The organism is Rhodococcus sp. SJ-2 (assembly GCF_053750035.1).
This window is the reverse complement of the sequence record NZ_CM132340.1, coordinates 578,833-596,800: the sequence shown is the minus strand read 5'-3', so window position 1 is coordinate 596,800 and position 17,968 is coordinate 578,833. Positions and strand designations below refer to the sequence as shown.

20 protein-coding genes are annotated in these 17,968 nt (G+C 66.0%); 17 read left to right on the top strand and 3 right to left on the bottom strand.

The genetic code is table 11. The features are described 5' to 3' along the window. Nucleotides 1-82: 82 nt before the first annotated feature. From ACSYG9_RS02755 to ACSYG9_RS02745, 3 genes are all read left to right on the top strand, one after another. On the top strand, nt 83-838 hold the full coding sequence (locus ACSYG9_RS02755) for a phosphoglyceromutase (protein ID WP_440127511.1): 756 nt from the start codon (nt 83-85) through the stop codon (nt 836-838). Nucleotides 839-999: 161 nt separating this feature from the next. Beyond that, a complete protein-coding gene (locus ACSYG9_RS02750; protein WP_440125695.1) occupies nt 1,000-2,172 on the top strand; it encodes an ATP-binding protein in 1,173 nt (390 codons plus the stop codon). A 64-nt stretch (nt 2,173-2,236) separates the two neighbouring features. Beyond that, the gene (locus ACSYG9_RS02745) at nt 2,237-2,926 is read left to right on the top strand and encodes a winged helix-turn-helix domain-containing protein (protein ID WP_440125694.1); all 690 of its coding nucleotides are present in this window, start codon (nt 2,237-2,239) and stop codon (nt 2,924-2,926) included. A gap of 95 nt (nt 2,927-3,021) precedes the next feature. On the opposite strand, the gene ACSYG9_RS02740 is transcribed toward ACSYG9_RS02745, so the two are convergent. Then, complete coding sequence (locus tag ACSYG9_RS02740; protein WP_454842850.1) at nt 3,022-3,822, bottom strand: hypothetical protein; 801 nt, start codon at nt 3,820-3,822, stop codon at nt 3,022-3,024. 45 nt (nt 3,823-3,867) lie between these two features. Here ACSYG9_RS02740 and ACSYG9_RS02735 point away from each other — a divergent pair, with 45 nt between their 5' ends. The 3 genes from ACSYG9_RS02735 to ACSYG9_RS02725 are packed head-to-tail and all read left to right on the top strand — an operon-like array spanning nt 3,868 to nt 7,092. Next, nucleotides 3,868-4,821: a Ppx/GppA phosphatase family protein gene (locus tag ACSYG9_RS02735; protein ID WP_440125693.1), complete on the top strand. Its 954-nt coding sequence runs from the start codon at nt 3,868-3,870 to the stop codon at nt 4,819-4,821. Next, a complete protein-coding gene (locus ACSYG9_RS02730; RefSeq protein WP_454841077.1) occupies nt 4,818-6,095 on the top strand; it encodes a hypothetical protein in 1,278 nt (425 codons plus the stop codon). The genes ACSYG9_RS02735 and ACSYG9_RS02730 overlap by 4 nt, the downstream gene beginning before the upstream one ends. 10 nt (nt 6,096-6,105) lie before the next feature. Next, nucleotides 6,106-7,092 (top strand): sugar phosphate isomerase/epimerase family protein, encoded by a 987-nt coding sequence (locus ACSYG9_RS02725; RefSeq protein ID WP_454841075.1) that lies wholly within the window; start codon nt 6,106-6,108, stop codon nt 7,090-7,092. On the opposite strand, the gene ACSYG9_RS02720 is transcribed toward ACSYG9_RS02725, so the two are convergent. Next, nucleotides 7,051-7,467 carry a hypothetical protein gene (locus ACSYG9_RS02720; protein WP_454841072.1) on the bottom strand — a complete coding sequence of 139 codons (417 nt, stop codon included), beginning with the start codon at nt 7,465-7,467 and terminating at the stop codon, nt 7,051-7,053. The two genes, ACSYG9_RS02725 and ACSYG9_RS02720, sit on opposite strands and share 42 nt — an antisense overlap. A gap of 89 nt (nt 7,468-7,556) precedes the next feature. On the opposite strand from ACSYG9_RS02720, the gene ACSYG9_RS02715 reads away from it, so the two are divergent. The 7 genes from ACSYG9_RS02715 (at nt 7,557) to ACSYG9_RS02685 (ending at nt 12,987) form a co-directional block, all read left to right on the top strand. Next, nucleotides 7,557-8,243, top strand: a complete 687-nt coding sequence (locus ACSYG9_RS02715) for a MerR family transcriptional regulator (RefSeq protein WP_454841070.1) — start codon at nt 7,557-7,559, stop codon at nt 8,241-8,243. Next, a complete protein-coding gene (locus ACSYG9_RS02710) occupies nt 8,240-9,079 on the top strand; it encodes a thioesterase family protein (protein ID WP_454841068.1) in 840 nt (279 codons plus the stop codon). The genes ACSYG9_RS02715 and ACSYG9_RS02710 overlap by 4 nt, the downstream gene beginning before the upstream one ends. A gap of 85 nt (nt 9,080-9,164) precedes the next feature. Next, a complete protein-coding gene (gene proC, locus ACSYG9_RS02705; protein WP_454841066.1) occupies nt 9,165-9,983 on the top strand; it encodes a pyrroline-5-carboxylate reductase in 819 nt (272 codons plus the stop codon). 172 nt (nt 9,984-10,155) lie between these two features. Then, nucleotides 10,156-10,392 carry a helix-turn-helix domain-containing protein gene (locus tag ACSYG9_RS02700; RefSeq protein ID WP_054719598.1) on the top strand — a complete coding sequence of 79 codons (237 nt, stop codon included), beginning with the start codon at nt 10,156-10,158 and terminating at the stop codon, nt 10,390-10,392. Nucleotides 10,393-10,595: 203 nt separating this feature from the next. Beyond that, nucleotides 10,596-10,697 carry a 30S ribosomal protein bS22 gene (locus tag ACSYG9_RS02695; RefSeq protein ID WP_003402602.1) on the top strand — a complete coding sequence of 34 codons (102 nt, stop codon included), beginning with the start codon at nt 10,596-10,598 and terminating at the stop codon, nt 10,695-10,697. Between the two features lie 224 nt (nt 10,698-10,921). Continuing rightward, nucleotides 10,922-11,992 carry an NAD-dependent epimerase/dehydratase family protein gene (locus tag ACSYG9_RS02690; protein ID WP_440125686.1) on the top strand — a complete coding sequence of 357 codons (1,071 nt, stop codon included), beginning with the start codon at nt 10,922-10,924 and terminating at the stop codon, nt 11,990-11,992. Then, a complete protein-coding gene (locus ACSYG9_RS02685) occupies nt 11,989-12,987 on the top strand; it encodes a 1-acyl-sn-glycerol-3-phosphate acyltransferase (protein WP_440125685.1) in 999 nt (332 codons plus the stop codon). The genes ACSYG9_RS02690 and ACSYG9_RS02685 overlap by 4 nt, the downstream gene beginning before the upstream one ends. Before the next feature lie 12 nt (nt 12,988-12,999). Here the strand turns inward: ACSYG9_RS02685 and ACSYG9_RS02680 are convergent, their stop codons facing one another. Beyond that, nucleotides 13,000-14,004 carry an HAD-IB family hydrolase gene (locus ACSYG9_RS02680; protein ID WP_440125684.1) on the bottom strand — a complete coding sequence of 335 codons (1,005 nt, stop codon included), beginning with the start codon at nt 14,002-14,004 and terminating at the stop codon, nt 13,000-13,002. 163 nt (nt 14,005-14,167) lie between these two features. On the opposite strand from ACSYG9_RS02680, the gene ACSYG9_RS02675 reads away from it, so the two are divergent. From ACSYG9_RS02675 to hemC, 4 genes are all read left to right on the top strand, one after another. Continuing rightward, nucleotides 14,168-14,458, top strand: a complete 291-nt coding sequence (locus ACSYG9_RS02675; protein ID WP_440125683.1) for a glutaredoxin family protein — start codon at nt 14,168-14,170, stop codon at nt 14,456-14,458. A 156-nt stretch (nt 14,459-14,614) separates the two neighbouring features. Beyond that, nucleotides 14,615-15,505, top strand: a complete 891-nt coding sequence (locus tag ACSYG9_RS02670) for a redox-sensing transcriptional repressor Rex (RefSeq protein WP_440125682.1) — start codon at nt 14,615-14,617, stop codon at nt 15,503-15,505. Further along, a complete protein-coding gene (locus tag ACSYG9_RS02665; protein ID WP_454841063.1) occupies nt 15,502-16,926 on the top strand; it encodes a glutamyl-tRNA reductase in 1,425 nt (474 codons plus the stop codon). Before ACSYG9_RS02670 ends, ACSYG9_RS02665 begins: the two co-directional genes overlap by 4 nt. Then, the gene (gene hemC, locus ACSYG9_RS02660; protein ID WP_454841061.1) at nt 16,923-17,912 is read left to right on the top strand and encodes a hydroxymethylbilane synthase; all 990 of its coding nucleotides are present in this window, start codon (nt 16,923-16,925) and stop codon (nt 17,910-17,912) included. Before ACSYG9_RS02665 ends, hemC begins: the two co-directional genes overlap by 4 nt. The last annotated feature ends 56 nt before the right edge of the window (nt 17,913-17,968 follow it).

Here is a 17,968-nt window from a genome sequence, read left to right as displayed (position 1 = left end):
GACAGGTATGGCAACGCGCGTTGTCAGATATAGCGGACATTCGACGCGCCCGTGGAGGAATCGCCCACGCGATCGTGTCAGGATTGGAGCCATGAGTATCGGAACACTTGTTCTGCTCCGCCACGGCGAGAGCGAATGGAACGCGATGAACCTGTTCACCGGCTGGGTGGACGTGCACCTCACCGACAAGGGTGTGGCCGAGGGCAAGCGCGCAGGCGCCCTGCTCGCAGAGCAGAACGTCCTCCCCGACGTCCTCTACACCTCGCTGCTGCGCCGTGCGATCAGCACCGCGAACTTCGCTCTCGACGCTGCCGACCGCCACTGGATCCCGGTGGTGCGCGACTGGCGACTCAACGAACGTCACTACGGCGCCCTGCAGGGCAAGAACAAGGCCGAGATCAAGGGCGAGTTCGGCGACGAGCAGTTCATGCTCTGGCGTCGCAGCTACGACACCCCTCCGCCTGCGATCGAGCCCGGTTCGAAGTACAGCCAGGACCAGGACCCACGCTACGCAGACGTCGACGAGGTGCCGCTGACCGAGTGCCTGAAGGACGTCGTGACCCGGCTGATCCCGTATTGGGAAGAGACCATCTCGAAGGACCTGCTGGCGGGGAGGACGGTGCTGGTCACCGCGCACGGAAACTCGCTGCGGGCCCTGGTCAAGCATCTCGACGGAATCTCCGACGACGACATCGCCGGCCTGAACATCCCGACCGGTATCCCGCTGCGTTACGACCTCGACGAGAATCTGCGTCCGCTCAATCCCGGCGGAACCTACCTCGACCCCGAGGCTGCCGCGGCGGGCGCTGCGGCCGTCGCGAACCAGGGTGCGAAATAGGTGTGAACAGACAAACCGGACCCCGCGTGACTCTTCGTCGCGCGGGGTTCGGCAAATTTCGGGTGAACACCGGGCCAACCGTTGAAAAATGGCTTGTGACGTGCAGAGAGTGTTGACGACCCCCTGTGGCTGCACGGACAGGTGTCATTACGATTCGAATCGTGAATGTTCTGCAGATCGTCCTGGTGGCCGTTGTCGCCGCAATACTGGGCGCACTGCTCGCCGCTTCAGTGATGTGGTCGCGCCGACGTAGCGACCGTGGCAGCGACGACGAACTCACGATGGCGACCGTGCTGGACCGCGTCGTATACGGTGCCTCCACCGGTATCGCGGTCGTCGACAAGTTCCACGACGTCATCCTCTACAACCCGCGCGCAGAGGAACTCGGCCTCGTGAGCCGGCGGCTTCTGGACGAACGCGCCTGGACCGCCGCAGGCCGGGTCCTCGACGACGGGACCACTGTCGAAATCGACCTCAGCCGGAAGAGCCCGCACGGACGCGACCGTGTCGCGGTGCGTTGCGTCGCCACGAAGCTGCTCGACGACGATCCGCGTTTTGTGGTGCTCTACGCGTACGACGACTCCGAGCAGGTCCGGATGGAAGCCACCCGCCGGGATTTCGTTGCCAATGTCAGCCACGAACTCAAGACTCCGGTGGGGGCGATGGCGTTGCTGGCCGAGGCCCTGCTCGAGTCCGTCGACGACCCGGAGAGCGTGCGCCACTTCGGGCAGCGGGTCCAGAGCGAAGCGACCCGGCTCGGCAACATGGTCACCGAGTTGATCGCGTTGTCGCGGTTGCAGGGCGCCGAAAAGCTCCCGGACCTCGAAGAGGTCGATGTCGACACGGTGATCGACGACGCCCTCGACCGCACCCGGCTCACCGCCGAGAACGCGAACATCGAGATCAACACCGACCGTCCGAACGGATATCAGATGCTCGGCGATCACCTCCTGCTGGTGACGGCGCTGACCAACCTGATAGAGAACGCGATCGCCTATTCCCCGCCGGGCAGTCCGGTGACGGTGAGCAGATCGCTGCGCGACGGCTGTGTCGCGATCGCGGTCACCGATCGGGGGATCGGGATCGAGCGTCAGGACCAGGAGCGCGTCTTCGAGCGCTTCTTCCGCGTCGACAAGGCGCGGTCGCGGGCAACGGGTGGTACCGGCCTCGGTCTTGCGATCGTCAAACACGTCGCGGCGAACCACCACGGCGACATAGTGCTGTGGAGCAAGCCGGGAACAGGCTCGACATTCACTCTGCTCATCCCCGCCCATTTCGAGAAGGGCGACGACGAGCCCGCCGCAACGCGGCACGATACGACGGTCGGGCAGTGAGTCCGATCGGAACCGCACCCGGAATCGGGTGGCATAGGACAGAGAAGCAACGGAGGACGCAACGGTGACGCGTGTGCTGATCGTGGAAGACGAGGAGTCGCTGGCGGATCCGCTCGCATTCCTGCTGCGCAAGGAAGGTTTCGAGACGACAATCGCGGGGGACGGGCCCACCGCGCTGGCAGAGTTCGACCGGGGCGGGGCGGACATCGTCCTCCTCGACCTGATGCTTCCGGGCATGAGCGGTACCGATGTGTGCAAGCAGCTGAGAAACCGTTCAGGCGTGCCGGTCATCATGGTGACCGCGCGTGACAGCGAAATCGACAAGGTCGTGGGACTCGAACTCGGCGCCGACGACTACGTGACCAAGCCGTACTCGGCGCGGGAGCTCATCGCCCGGATCCGTGCGGTACTGCGGCGAGGCGCCGACCCGGACGTCGAGATCGGGCAGGATGACGCGGTGCTTGCGGCCGGTCCGGTGCGCATGGACGTCGACCGGCACGTCGTGCAGGTCAACGGTGAGGACGTGGCCCTGCCGCTCAAGGAATTCGATCTGCTCGAGTACCTGCTGCGCAACTCGGGGCGCGTACTGACTCGTGGGCAGCTCATCGACCGAGTCTGGGGAGCCGACTACGTCGGCGATACGAAAACCCTCGATGTCCACGTCAAGCGGTTGCGTTCGAAGATCGAGACCGATCCCGCGAAGCCACAGCATCTGGTCACCGTGCGGGGGCTGGGTTACAAGCTGGAGGGCTGATACAAGCTGGAGGGCTGATACAAGCCGGAGGGCCGATGCTCGAGGCGCCCGGCGCGTGGTTTCGGTAGCGGGATCCATCGAAACCACGCGCGGGTTCAACGGTGGTGCTCGGCGGCCGCGGTGGCCGGATGGATCGCGATCAGACCGAGACCCTCGCGGCGCTTGCACAGCCGGGCGAGTTCGTAGTAGGCCGGTTTCCCGATCAGTTCCCGGAGTTCGGGTGCGTACGACTGCCACACCGGCTTCGCACCGACATGTGCATCGGGGGAGCCGGAGCAGTACCAGTCCAGATCGTGGCCGCCTTCACCCCAGCCTCGCCGGTCGAATTCGGTGATCGCGGTGCGCAGGATCTCGGTGCCGTCCGGTCGTTCGACCCAGTCCTGGGTCCGGCGGATGGGGAGCTGCCAGCACACGTCCGGCTTCATCTCGAGCGGTTCGATTCCGCGGCGCAACGCCATCTTGTGCAGCGCGCAGCCCACGCCGCCTGAGAATCCCGGGCGGTTGAGGAAGATGCACGCGCCCTTGTGGCGGCGGGTGCGCAGCGCGGGCTCGTCCTCGAGTTCGTCCTCCTCGAGATAGCCCTTCTTCCCGAGGCCCTTCTCCATGAATTGCCAGTCGTCCGGAGTGAGATGCTTCACGGCGCCGGCCAGCTTCTTCCGGTCGTCGCTGTCGGTCAGGAACGCCCCGTGCGAGCAGCATCCGTCGTCGGGTCGCTCGGCGATGATGCCTTGGCATGCGGGTGTCCCGAACACGCAAGTCCACCGGGAGAGCAGCCAAGTCATATCTGCAGCGATGATGTGTTCGTCGTTGTCGGGGTCGGTGAACTCGACCCATTCGCGTGGAAAGTCGAGGGGAACTTCTGGGGCCGGAACGAGCTTGGGCCGAGTTCCGGACATACCTGCTGTCACAACCCCTGACGGTAGACCCAGTACCGTATCAATGTGCGCCTAGGGGTACTCGACGTCGGAAGCAACACCGTTCATCTGCTGGTGGTGGACGCCCATCGTGGCGGCCATCCCACACCCATGAGCTCGACCAAGGCAACACTGCGGCTGTCCGAGAACATCGACGACGACGGGAACCTGACGATGTCCGGTGCCGATCGGCTCGTGGAGACGGCAGAGGAGTTCGCAGGCATCGCCGCAACCTCCGGATGCGGGGAACTCATGGCGTTTGCCACCTCGGCGGTCCGCGACGCCGGAAATTCGGAGGAGGTTCTGGCCCGGGTCCGGAACGAGGCCGGGGTGAACCTCGATGTGCTGTCCGGTGTCGACGAGGCCCGACTGACGTTCCTCGCGGTGCGCCGCTGGTACGGATGGAGTGCCGGTCGCATCCTCAATCTCGATATCGGTGGCGGCTCGCTCGAGCTGACCTTCGGTGGTGACGAGGATCCTGATGTGGCGTACTCGCTGCAGTTGGGTGCCGGACGCCTGACCCGGGACTGGTTCCGGGACGATCCTCCCGGCAAGCGCCGTATCGCGGCGTTACGCGACTGGCTCGACGCCGAACTCGCGGGGCCGACGAAACATCTGCGTCGTGCAGGCGACCCCGATCTTTGCGTCGCGACTTCCAAGACTTTCCGTACACTGGCACGATTGACGGGTGCAGCACCCTCGTCGGCGGGTATTCATGTCCGGCGAACGTTGACGGCGAGCGGTCTGCGGCAGCTGATCGCGTTCATCTCGCGGATGACCACCTCGGACCGCGCGGAGCTCGAGGGCGTGAGCTCGGACCGGTCCCAGCAACTCGTCGCAGGTGCACTGGTGGCCGAAGCAAGTATGCGGGCGCTCGGGGTGGAGACCCTGGAGATCTGCCCGTGGGCGCTGCGTGAGGGTTTGATTCTTCGGAAGCTCGACACTGAGATGGGCGGGGAACTGGTGGTGGCATCCAAGTGACCGACAGCAAGGGCACGGATACCGGACAGATATCGGTAGCGGAACTGCTCGCGCGTAACGGCAAGAAGGTCGGTACACGCAGCAGCGGTGGTGGCCGCCGCCGCCGCGGCACCACCGGTGGCATCTCGGTTGCGGAACTGACCGGCGAAATACCGATCACCCGGCCGGCCACCGAAGCGCAGCCGATCGCGACGCCGGAGTCCGGGCGCGGTCCGGCCGGGGACGATCGCAGTCCGCAGGCGCCTGCGGTGGCGACCCCCAGGACGCCGAAAGTGGAGCCTGTCGTTCCCGAGACACCGCAGGTCGAGCCGGTCGTGCCCGCCACTCCGAAGGTAGTGGCACCGGAGTTGTCGACCCCGGCGCCACCGTCTGCCAACGAGCTGACGACGATCACCTCGACTGTGGCCGACGTGGACGCGACGACGGTGACGCCCGCTGTCGTCGAGCCGGTCGCTGCCGAGCCCGTGGTCCGCACGCGGGCGGTCCGCAAACCCGCCGTCGGCAAGACCGAGTTCGGGCAGACCGCCGCGCCGGACCGTCCGGCCACGATCGCGGATGGCGCCAAGGTCGAATCGCCGACCGAGGTCATCCGTCCGGAGGCTCTACCGCGTCGAGCCAGGGCGCACCTGGACAATGTGACCGGGTCCGTCCCTGTGGTCCAGCAGGCATCGCCGTCTCCGCGTGCATCCGAGACCCCCGAGCCTCGACTGCTTTCCGGCCCGGCAAGCGATCTCCAAGGAACCGGCGCGGACAACGAGGGCGACGAGACCGCCACCATCGGCGTGGCCAACGACGAGGGCGGCGGCAAGTCGCCTTCCAAGAGCAAGTTCCCGTCGAAGAACAAGGCTGCGCCGAGCAAGTCCTCGGGCAAGGCCGCTTCGGGTAGTGGGACAGCAGCGAAGGACGGGGCGCGGGCGTCGGGCACCTCCTCGAAGGGCACCTCCGGCAAGAGCGCATCCGGCAAGGCCAAGCCCGACACCGATTCGGACGACGTCGTCGACGGGTCAGGGAGCAGTGCCAAACAGTGGATGTTGCTCGTCGGCGAGAGTATCGCCGCGATCGTCGTCGGCGGTCTGTTGTTCAAGGGCTTCGAGAAGCTGTGGGACATGATGCCGTGGGTGGCGTTCGGTCTGGCATTGCTTGTGATCGTCGGCCTCGTGGCACTGGTGCGGGTGCTGCGCCGTACGGACGACATCACCAGCCAGTTGATCGCTGTCGGGGTGGGGGCGTTCGTGGCATTCGGTCCGCTGTTGTTCCTACTACCCAACGGATGAGGCTGCAGTCGTGGTGACAGCGCGGCGAATCCCGGTCGGGTTGTCGACGGCTTCGGTGTATCCGGAGAACACCGAGGCGGCGTTCCGGTTCGCCGCCGACCTCGACTACGACGGGGTCGAACTCATGGTGTGGGCGGACCCGGTAAGTCAGGATCCGGGGTCGGTACTCAGGCTCGTGCGCAAGTACGGAGTTCCCGTCCTCGCGGTGCATGCGCCGTGCCTGCTCATCTCTCAACGGGTCTGGGGTGCGGATCCGGTGGCGAAGCTCGGACGGTCGGTCGAAGCGGCCGAGATCCTCGGTGCATCGACCGTGGTGGTACATCCGCCTTTCCGCTGGCAACGTCGGTACGCCGAAGGATTCGTCGATCAGGTGAAGACCCTCGAGCAGGGCAGCCACGTATCTGTGTCTGTCGAGAACATGTACCCGATGCGTGCGGACGTGTTGTTCCGTGACCGGGGGACCGATCGTCTGCGGCGCCGTGGTGGTCCCGGCCCGGCAGTGTCGGCCTACAGCCCGTCGCTCGATCCGACCGACACCGGCTTCGATCACTACACGCTCGACCTGTCGCACACCGCCACCGCGGGGATGGATGCGCTCGCGCTCGCAGACCGGATGGGAGCGGGTCTCAATCACCTCCACCTCGCAGACGGCCGAGGGTCGTCGATGGACGAACACATGATCCCGGGGGACGGCGAACAGCCGTGCGCCGACGTGTGCAGGCAACTCGCCGGCAGCGACTACGCGGGCCAGGTCGTGCTCGAAGTGAGTACGCAGAGCGCGCGGACCCGGTCCGAGCGGTCGGTGATGCTCGGCCGGGCGCTCTCGTTCGCGCGAGAGCATCTCGACCGCCCCGCGCAGAGCGCGATCGCCCCTGGTCCTGAGCACCCGCGTGCGGCAGGTGTCGTTCGAGTCCCGCATGCGGAGGCAGCCCGGGTACCGGGTAGCTCCGAAGTGTCAGAGAGCGCCGATCCCGGCGCAGAGAACCGCGACACCTGAGATCACGACACCGACGGTCAGTGACGCGGCGCCGAGCCACACCGATGCCATCATCCGGCTCGGACGTGTGGGATCCGCGCCGAGCACCGAGAGGAAGAATCCGGCAGGGATGAGGATCGCGGAGGTCAGCACGGCGATGGAACCCGCGGCTCCCCATTCCGGTGATGCACCCGTGACGTAGGTGGTGACGGCGATCAGGGTGCCGAGCGTCACGAGGACTCCGGCGTGCGCGTGGCCCGCGCGGAAGAAGGACTTCTGAAGGTCGTTGACGGGTACGCCGCCGTTCGCGATGCGCAGTAGGAAGGTTCCCCCGAAGGCGATACCTGCAACGGTCAGCAGAGTGACCCCGACGGCGATGACGAGCACGGGATGCATGGGAGGCCCCTTCCTTTCGTATTGGATACTACAACTATCCAATACTGGATAGTTGTAGTATCTGATGTCAACAGCAAATCGGAGGTGACATGCGAATCTCGGAATTGGCGGCGCGTAGTGGTGTGCCGCTGGCCACCGTGAAGTACTACCTGCGCGAGGGACTGCTGATGCCGGGCCACGCAACGAGCGCTACGCAGGCCCGATACGATGACGAGCACGTACGCCGGCTCGGTTTGATTCGTGCGCTCGCAGGTCAGGGCCTGCCGCTCGACAAGATCAAGGCAGTGGTGGCGCTCGCGGAGAATCCGGACGAGGATCTGTTCGTCACTCTCGGCAAGGCAGTGATGGCGCTCCCGCCATATGTCGACAACCCACCCGACGCCGACTATCCCCGCACTCGCGCACTGCTCGAACGGCTCGGGCAGCTGTACGACCCGAAGTTCACCGCGGTCGCCCAGCTCGAAGCTGCGCTCGCAGCACTCGACTCGGCCGGTCTGACCATGTCCGACCGACGTATCGACCTCTACGGCGAGCACATCCGCGAGATCGCCGACCTCGACGTCGATCTCCTTCCGACGAGCACTCGGCAGGAAACCGTCGAAGCTGCCGTGCTGGGCACCGCGTTGTACGAGCCGGTACTCGCCGCGATGAGGCGTCTCGCGCACCAGCACCGCGCCGCCCGGATCTTCGCCGCGGCGGCAGACGCCGACCAGACAGGTTCCACAGAACCCGCTCGAAACACAGAACCCGCTCGAAACCCGCAGGAGATCCAGTGACCACCGACCATCCGTTCCGTGACCTGACCACACTCACGGCCGACGGCGAGGGCGCCTGGTCGGCGCACATCGCACCCACCTGGACCATCGGACCCAAGGTGCACGGTGGCTGCATGCTCGCAGTGAGCGCAGCCGCAGCCCGCCGCGCCGGAATAGAGGCCGGAGCCGACCCCGCAGTTCAACCTCTCGCGGTGAGCGCGTCTTTCGTATCCGCGCCCGACCCGGGGGAGGTCGAGATCACCACCGTGGTCCGGAAGCTGGGCAAGCAGGCCTCCGTCGTGGATGCCACCCTCGGACAGGGTGGCCGCGTCGCGGTACGCGCGAGTATCACGCTCGGCGTGCCCGACGGCGGCGACCCGCGGTACGTCGTACCGCATCCCGCCACCGAGATGCTCGCTTCGCCGCCCGAGGACGTTGTGGTGGTCACTCCTGACCACCCGATGGGCCAGATCGTGAACCTGTGCGGGTCCGTCGACATCCGTGTCGACGAGTCCACTGCCGGATTCCTCCGCGGCGACCAGGACGGCGATCCACGCATCGCGATGTGGACGAAGCTCCGCCCCGCCGACGAGGCGGACCTCGACACGCTGGCCCTGTTCGCGCTCATGGCAGGAGACATCTCGGCGCCCGTGACGATGAACCGCGGCATGTTCGGGTGGGCACCCACCGTGCAGCTGACCGCATATCTGCGCGCGCTTCCCGCGCCGGGCTGGCTGCGCCTGACGAATGAAAGCATCGTGCTCGGGCAGACGTGGTTCGAATCGGATCACACCGTGGTCGATTCGTCGGGGGCAGTGGTGGTGCAGTCCCGCCAGCTCGCGATGATTCCACGCTGACCCGTTCCGCCGTCGAAAGCGTCGGCCTGTCGACCGCGGGACTGCGATGCGTGCCACACGGGGGACCCGTGGCACGCTGTCACCCATGACGAGAATTGCGGTGATCGGTGGCGGCAGAATCGGTGAGGCCCTGATCTCGGGGCTGCTGCAGAACAGCTACGCCACCAAGGACCTCGTGGTGGTCGAGAAGCTGCCCGAGCGAGCAGACGAACTGGCGCGTGCGTATGCGATCCGCGTCACCGACGGCACGGCCGACGCGGTCGAGGGTGCCGACGTGATCGTCGTGGCGGTCAAACCCGGCGACGTCGACCCGGTGATCGCCGACGTGGCCTCGGCGGATCTCGACAACGACACCGAGCAGATCGTCGTTTCGCTCGTCGCGGGCGTCACCACTGCCCAGTACGAGAACAAACTCCCCGCAGGTGCTCCCGTCGTCCGAGTGATGCCCAACACCCCGATGCTCGTCGGGCAGGGCGCGAGCGTGCTTGCCGCAGGACGCCACGTGAAGGGTGAACACCTCGACCTCGTGCGCGAGTTGCTCGGATCGGTGGGCACCGTTTCGGTCGTACCCGAATCGCAGATGGATGCGGTCACCGCGGTGTCGGGTTCCGGCCCCGCGTACTTCTTCCTCGTCGCCGAGGCGATGATCGACGCAGGCGTTGCGCTCGGGCTCAGCCGTGCCGTCGCCACGGATCTCGTGGTGCAGACCATGACCGGTTCCGCGGCAATGCTCGCCCGATCCGGAGAGAACGCGGCGGATCTGCGTGCAGCCGTGACGTCGCCCGGAGGTACGACGGCCGCAGCTATCAGAGAATTCGAGCGGGGTGGGATCCGCACCGCGTTCTACGACGCGCTCGAGGCCGCGCGGCAACGATCGGTGCAGCTAGGCGCACGTTCCGACTAGCCGAACATCAGGTGGACGGGCCTCGCGACACGCCGTACTGGTGTGACGGAAGTGGAATTGGTGGCCGTCATCGTCGCACAGGAACCATTCGTCACGCTAAGCTCGAATGAGCACGTGCGTGTCTGTTCCGCCGGAGGGGAAGCCGGCGGCGCGGACGTGCCGGAGGTGTGTAATGGTTTCAGGAAATACACCGTCGAAGGGTCAACCCCAAGACGGACAGTCGGTCCTCGCAGGCACCCAATTCCTGACGGTCGCCGAAGTGGCGTCGTTGATGAGGGTATCGAAGATGACCGTGTACAGGCTTGTACACAGCGGTGAACTGCCTGCTGTGCGCGTCGGACGCTCGTTCCGGGTGCACGCAAAGGCGGTTCACGACTATCTCGAGACATCGTATTTCGACGTCGGGTGAACCTGGCTCGGAAGGCTGTGGGAGCACGGAGCGGACCTCGATTTCATCCGGTCGTTCCTGCACCGGTACGATTGCAATTCGTCGTACCGGTCAGCCGGTGTCGTGAGGCGCTGAGCTCGTCACCACGAGGCCCAGCGTCCGACAGAAGAAGGCGTACGTCACCGGCGTGCGCAGGAACGCTATAAGAACGCGAGGGAACCCACATGGGGTCTGTGATCAAGAAGCGCCGCAAGCGCATGTCGAAGAAGAAGCACCGCAAGCTGCTCCGCCGCACTCGCGTGCAGCGTAGGAAACTCGGCAAGTAGGCCACTGTCGATCATCGGCATCCGAGCTGCCGCCGGTAGCAGTACTGCCGAACGAATGCCCGTCACCCATGGTGGCGGGCATTCGACGTTTCTGCACGGCGAGCAACCGGACGTTTACCCGGGTGTCATGCGATGTTGCCGATGTCACCGTATCGTTGTAGCGCATACCGTCCTGCGGCCGAGGTGGGACCGCCGACGGAGATGTTCTGCAAGCAGGGGGTGCTGTGACTTCACACGGGCGACAGGCCGAGCCGCCAGGTGTCGTATTGGTGACGGGTGCGAGCCGATTTCTCGGTGGCTTCCTCGTCACCCGGCTGGCTCAGAACCCCGACATCGAACGGGTCATCGCAGTCGATACCCAGTCGCCCACCAAAGACATGCACCGACGCATGGGGCGCGCCGAATTCGTCCTCGCCGACATCAGGAATCCACTGATCGGCAAGGTCATCAGAAACATGAACGTCGACACCGTCGTGCACGCGTCGGCGGTCACCAAGGCGCCCAAATCCGGAGCACGCGCCGCGATGAAAGACATGAACGTCATCGGCGCGATGCAACTGTTCGCGGTGTGCCAGAAGGCGCCGTCGGTGCGCAAGGTCGTGTTGCGGTCGTCGTCGGTCGTCTACGGCTCCAGCGCCAAGGACCCCGTGAAATTCACGGAGGAGATGAGCGCGAGGCGCCGCCCCACCGGCGCGTTCGCCCGCGACATGATCGAGATCGAGGGTTACCTGCGAGGTCTGGCCCGGCGACGCAGCGACATCGCCACCACGATCCTGCGTCTTGCGCCCACAGTCGGGAACCGCCTGCCTGGTTCGCTCTCGAACTACCTCACCTCACCGCTGGTTCCCAATGTCCTCGGTCGCGACGCACGATTGCAGTTGCTGCACGAGGAGGATGCGCTCGGCGCTCTCGAGTGCGCAACGCTCGGCGGTCCGTCCGGTACCTACAACGTGGCAGGCGACGGCATCGTGATGATGACACAGGCCGTCCGACGGGCAGGTGGCCTGACCGTGCCGATGCCCTACAGCCTGTTCCGCAATGTGGGTCACGCCCTTGTGGGATCGGTCATGAAGTCGTTCACGAAGGAAGAACTCGACTACTTCCACTTCGGATGCGGACTCGACACGACACGCATGCGCGAAGAACTCGGATTCGAACCACGCTGGACCACCAAGGAAGCCCTCGACGACTTCGCGCGAGGAATCGGGATGTCCCGCATCGTGAAGTCCGAATGGATCGACAAGGCCGAATCGATGCTGCTTTCCACTCTCGGGGAGCGGACGGAGGTGCGATGACTCAGGTTGCCAAGGTCATACCGTTGCACGGAGGAAGTCGGCGCACCGCTTCGGGCCGGCCCGCGGAGTCCTTCGAAGTGCACCCGTCGCAAGGCGCCCCGGCCGGGGATGTCGCATCGCAGCACACCGTCGTCGACGGACTCCTCGACGATCTGCGTACCGCCCTGATCGGGCACGTGACAGGGGGCGCGGAGTTCCTGAGGCGCCGGATCACAGGTGACTACGAGGTCGACGACTTCGGTTTCGACCCGCATTTCAACGACAACATCCTCATGCCCGCGCTGCGTCCACTGTTCGACAAGTGGTTCCGCGTCGAAGTGCGGGGGGTGGAGAACATTCCGGCCGACGGGCGAGCACTCATCGTCGCGAATCACGCGGGCACTCTGCCCGTCGACGCCCTGATGACCTCCGTCGCCGTGCACGACCGCGCACACCGGCCGCTGCGGATGCTTGCGGCCGATCTCGCCTTCGACATGCCGGTCGTCGGCACCGTGGCGCGTAAGGCGGGGCATACCCTCGCGTGCCATCCCGATGCCGAACGGCTTCTCGAACAAGACCAGGTCGTCGCCGTGTTCCCGGAAGGGTACAAGGGGCTCGGCAAGCCGTTCAAGGAGCGGTACAAGCTGCAGCGTTTCGGACGCGGCGGTTTTGTCTCGGCAGCGCTGAAGACACATGCACCGATCATTCCGTGCTCGATCGTGGGATCAGAGGAGATCTACCCGAACATCGGCGATCTCACCTCGCTTGCACGGTTGTTGGGGTTGCCCTACTTCCCGATCACTCCGCTTTTTCCCGCGCTCGGCCCGCTCGGTGCGGTGCCGTTGCCATCCAAGTGGTACATCGAATTCGGTACGCCCATTGCGACCGACGTCCACGACGAAGTCGCGGCCGACGATCCGATGGTGTTGTTCGAGGTCACCGACCACGTTCGTGAAGTGATTCAGCAGACGCTCTACAAATTGCTCACTCGCCGCAGAAACGTTTTCCTCGGCTGAGGGCAGGCCGGGTCAGGCGGCTCGGTCGCGGCGCCGTCCGAGCGCAATGGCGACTGCGCCGCCGGCCGCGCCGAGGCCGAGGGCCGTCGGCACTCCGACCTTGGCTGCCTTACGTGCCGTGCGGAAGTCTCGTACTTCCCACCCCCGGGTGCGTGCGACCTGCCGCAGATCGGGATCGGGATTGATCGCAACCGCCGTACCCACGAGCGACAACATCGGTACGTCGTTGTGGCTGTCGGAGTACGCAGTGCACCGTTTGAGATTCAGGCCCTCGCGGATCGCGAGGGCGCGCACCGCGTGGGCCTTGCCGAGTCCATGCAGGATGTCGCCCACCAGACGGCCGGTGAACACCCCGTTCTCCGACTCTGCAACGGTTCCCAGGGCGCCGGTCAGACCGAGGCGTTTGGCGATGACGTCGGCGAGTTCGACCGGGGTGGCCGTGACGAGCCACACTTGCTGGCCCGCGTCGAGATGCATCTGCGCGAGCATGCGGGTGCCTGGCCAGATCTTGTCGGCGATTATGTCGTCGTAGACCTCTTCGCCGAGTCGGCGGAGTTCCGCTGTCGACCTGCCCTGCACGAAGGACAGTGCCTTGTCGCGGCCGCTTGCGACGTCGGCGCTGTTCTCCTTACCCGTGATCCGGAACTTCACCTGTTGCCACGCGAACTCGAAGAGGTCGGTCTTGCGGAAGTAGTTGCGCGCAACGAGGCCGCGGGCGAAGTGGATGATCGACGCGCCCTGCACCATCGTGTTGTCGACGTCGAAGAAGGCGGCTGCGGTCAGATCGATCGCGCCGCGGGCCTCGGGTTCGGCTCCTGGCTCGGGCGCTGCTTCCGGTTCTGTCCGTGCACCGTGCAATGCGAGTGCAGCGTCGGCACTCGCTTCGCCGGCGAGGTTCGCGCGGACCTCTTCTTCGCTCGGACCGAATTTGCGCGACAACAGGCGCCTGCCGGGACGGATGAACCGTGCCCACGCTTCACCCATACCCCGCCCGTATGGCAACGAACGTTCAGGCACTCGCACCTCCCGTGTCGTGACGGTCGTGCCGACCTATCGTCACACCCCAATGCACGACCCGCCGCAAGCGTAGCCCGTGGTGGACGCGCTATCAGGGTTCGGCGGTCACCCCCTTTGCGGGTGTGACGTTCGTCTCCGGGCCCCATGTCGCACAGTGGAGGTCATGACCGATCGACACTCCGGCCCGGCCGGAACCCCTGTATCTGCACACGAGGTGACGCTCCTGATCCGTGCCGGGTGCGGTAGTTGTGGACCTGCGCGCACCGTTCTCGAAGCACTGTGCGCGGACTTCGGGGTGCAGGTCACCTGCATCGATGTCGACGAAGCCGCCGCCACCGACCCCGAATTGCGGGCCGAGTTCGGGGACCGTCTTCCTGTTGTGCTCCTCGACGGCAAGGAGCACAGTTACTGGGAGGTCGACGAGCAGCGATTGCGCGCAGATCTCGCCCGGTGAGGCTGTCGCGCCAGGTCGTGGCGCAGGTGGGAAGCACATTCGGGGGCCTTCGAGCAACTTTGTGCATGGCTTCACAAGCGGTTACCGTGGTGAGGACGAAATCCCGGATCACCGTGAGGCCGGACGTGTCCACCGGCCGGACGAGGAGCCACGAACGTGACGCAACCGCACCCACCGCAGGGCGACGACGCCCGCGGCAGCGCCGGGACCGGCGAGGGTGCCACTCGGAGTTCCGAGCGTGTCGCTCCTGGTTCTCAGTACCGGGATATCCCCCAGGCTACTGTGACGCGTCTCGCCAACTATCTGCGGGTCCTCGGAAGCCTCTCCGAAGCGGGCACGCTCATCGTCTCGAGTGAAGAATTGGCGAGCGCCGCCGGGGTCGGTTCGGCGAAGCTCCGCAAGGACCTCTCGTTCCTCGGCCCCAACGGCGTACGCGGCGTCGGCTACGACGTCATCCGCCTGCAGGCGCGCATCGAGAATGCACTCGGGCTCGATCGCGGCCACCATGTCGTTCTCGTAGGAGTGGGCAGTCTCGGTCGCGCTCTCGCCTGCTATCCAGGTTTCGATCGTCGCGGATTCACCCTCGCGGGGCTGTTCGATGCCGACCCCGCTCTGGTGGGGACGACCGTGGGTGGCCTTGTGGTCCGGGGCGTCGACCGGCTCGAATCCGACGCTCACGAACTGGGCGCCACCATCGGTGTCGTGGCCACGCCCGAGGATGCCGCGCAGGACGTCTGCGATGTGCTCGTGCGTTCCGGCGTTCGCAGCGTCCTGAGCTTCGCGCCGATCGAGCTCGAGGTGCCCGAACACGTCGAGGTGCGCCGCGTCGACCTCGCGGTCGAACTACAGGTGCTCTCGTTCAACAGCGCACGAAACGACGAACTTCTCCGGGTTGCCGGGGGAGCGCACACGACGAGCGTTCAGCCCGCCCGCGGCCCGCTCGGGTCTGCTGTGTCCACGCCGAGTCCGGCTCGGCGATCCAGAACAGGCAAGGCGGGCCCCTTGGGTTCGGCCGTGACCAGAAACGGATCGGTGATTGCGCCGTGAGTGTCCTCCTCGTTGGCATTTCGCACCGGAGCGCCCCGGTATCGGTTCTCGAGAAGGTGGCCGTCGCGGACACCGATCGACCCAAGCTGACCGACAAGATGATGGCGTCGGATCACATCTCCGAGGCGATGATCGTCTCGACCTGCAACAGGGTCGAGATCTATGCCGTTGTCGATGCCTTCCACGGTGCGCTCGCCGATGTCAGCGGATTGCTGTCGGAGCACGCCGGACTGACTCTCGCGGACCTGCACAAGCACGCATACGTGCGCTACAGCGAAGCTGCGGCGGAGCATCTCTTCGCGGTGGCCAGCGGCCTCGACTCCATGGTCGTCGGTGAGCAGCAGATTCTCGGTCAGATCCGCACTGCCTACGCCACCGCCGATGCGCAGCAGGCTGCGGGGCGTGCATTGCACGAACTTGCTCAGCAGGCGTTGCGAGTCGGTAAGCGTGTGCATTCGGAAACCGGGATCGACGCAGCAGGCGCGTCGGTCGTGTCGGTCGCACTCGACAAGGCCGGTGCACTGTTCGGTAACGGCGGCCTGCAGGGGCGCACCGCCGCAGTGATCGGTGCGGGCGCAATGGGCGGTCTCGCGGTAGCGCATCTGACCCGTTCGGGCGTTGCCGAGATCATTCTCACGAACCGCACCCGCGACCGCGCCGAACGCCTCGCCGCCACGGCCCGCGGCAACGGCGTCGACGCTCAGGTCGTCGATTTCGGTGATCTTGCTGCAGCTCTCGCCAAGGCCGATGTCGCTGTCACCTGCACCGGAGCGGTCGGCACGGTCGTCACCCTCGCTGACGCCCACCGTGCTCTCGCGCAATCCGAACGCGGTGAACGCCCGCTGGCGATCTGCGATCTCGGACTTCCCCGCGACGTCGAACCCGCCGTGTCGGGGCTCCCCGGCGTGACGGTCTTCGACATGGAGGCATTGCAGCGCGACCCCGCCGCGGGTGCTGCCTCCGCCGATGCCGAGGCAGCGCGCGCCATCGTCGCGTCGGAGCTCGCCGGATACCTGACCACGCAGCGGCTCGCGGAGGTGACGCCCACTGTCACCGCGCTGCGACAGCGTGCAGCGGAAGTTGTCGAGGGCGAACTCATGCGTCTCGATTCCCGGCTCCCTGATCTCGGAGACGGTCAGCGCGACGAGGTCGCGCGTACCGTGCGCCGCGTCGTCGACAAGTTGCTGCACGCACCGACCGTGCGGGTCAAGCAGCTTGCTTCGACGCCGGGTGGCGACCAGTATGCCGAGGCGCTGCGAGAGTTGTTCGAACTGCGACCGGGGGCAGTCGAAGCAGTTGCGACTCCCACGAAGGAACTGGGGTCACTGGCCGACCCGACCACGTCGGCGGATCTGTCCGCCGCACTTGATCCGGTCATCACGACGGAGCTGCGTGCTCCACGAAAGGACGGCAAGGTATGAGCGCCGAAGCCACCCGGATCGACGCATCGCGCGAGCAGCGCACATTGCGCATCGGTACTCGGGGCAGCGTGCTCGCCACCACGCAGGCAGGCACTGTCCGCGACGCCCTGATCGCGGCCGGGCATCCGGCGGAGCTCGTGGTCATCACGACGAAGGGCGATATCACGCCGGGGCCCGTGCAGCGCATCGGTGTCGGTGTGTTCACCGCAGAACTCCGCGAGGCCCTGCTGGCCGGCGAAGTGGACGTGGCGGTGCATTCGTACAAGGACCTGCCCACGAAGCAGGATCCGCGCATGGTCGTCGCGGCGGTTCCTCCTCGTGAGGACCCGCGCGATGCCCTGGTTGCTCGCGACGGGCTGGTACTCGGAGAACTACCCGCCGGATCGAAGGTAGGCACGTCCGCCCCGCGGCGCCGCGCCCAGCTGGCAGCGATGGGCCTCGGTTTGCAGCTGGAGCCGTTGCGCGGCAACATCGACACCCGCATCGGCAAGGTCGATTCGGGCGAGCTCGACGCGATCGTCATCGCCCGCGCCGGTCTGTCGCGGATCGGGCGGCTCGACCGGGTCACCGAAGCGCTCGAGCCCGTCCAGATGCTGCCCGCGCCGTCTCAGGGAGCGCTCGCCGTCGAGTGCCGCGCCGAGGACGACGCCCTGATCGAAATCCTCTCCGGTCTCGATGATCCGGCGAGTCGCGCGGCGGTTGTCGCCGAGCGTGCACTGCTCGCCGAGCTCGAAGCAGGGTGCACCGCGCCGGTCGGCGCGATCGCAGAGATCGTCGAGTCGCTCGACGACGACGGCCGTGTCTTCGAGGAACTGTCCGTACGCGGGTGCGCGGCCGCACACGACGGATCGGACGTGCTCCGCGCGAGCATCGTCGGTTCACCCGACCGCGCAGAGGAACTCGGAAGGGCACTCGCCCGAGAATTACTCGACCTCGGCGCGAAAGAACTGATCGTCGACGACGAGCAGTGGGCCGCCGATGATTGACGTTTCCGTTCAGCCCCGAATTTCCCTTACCGCAGATTTGATTGCACTGGAGAACA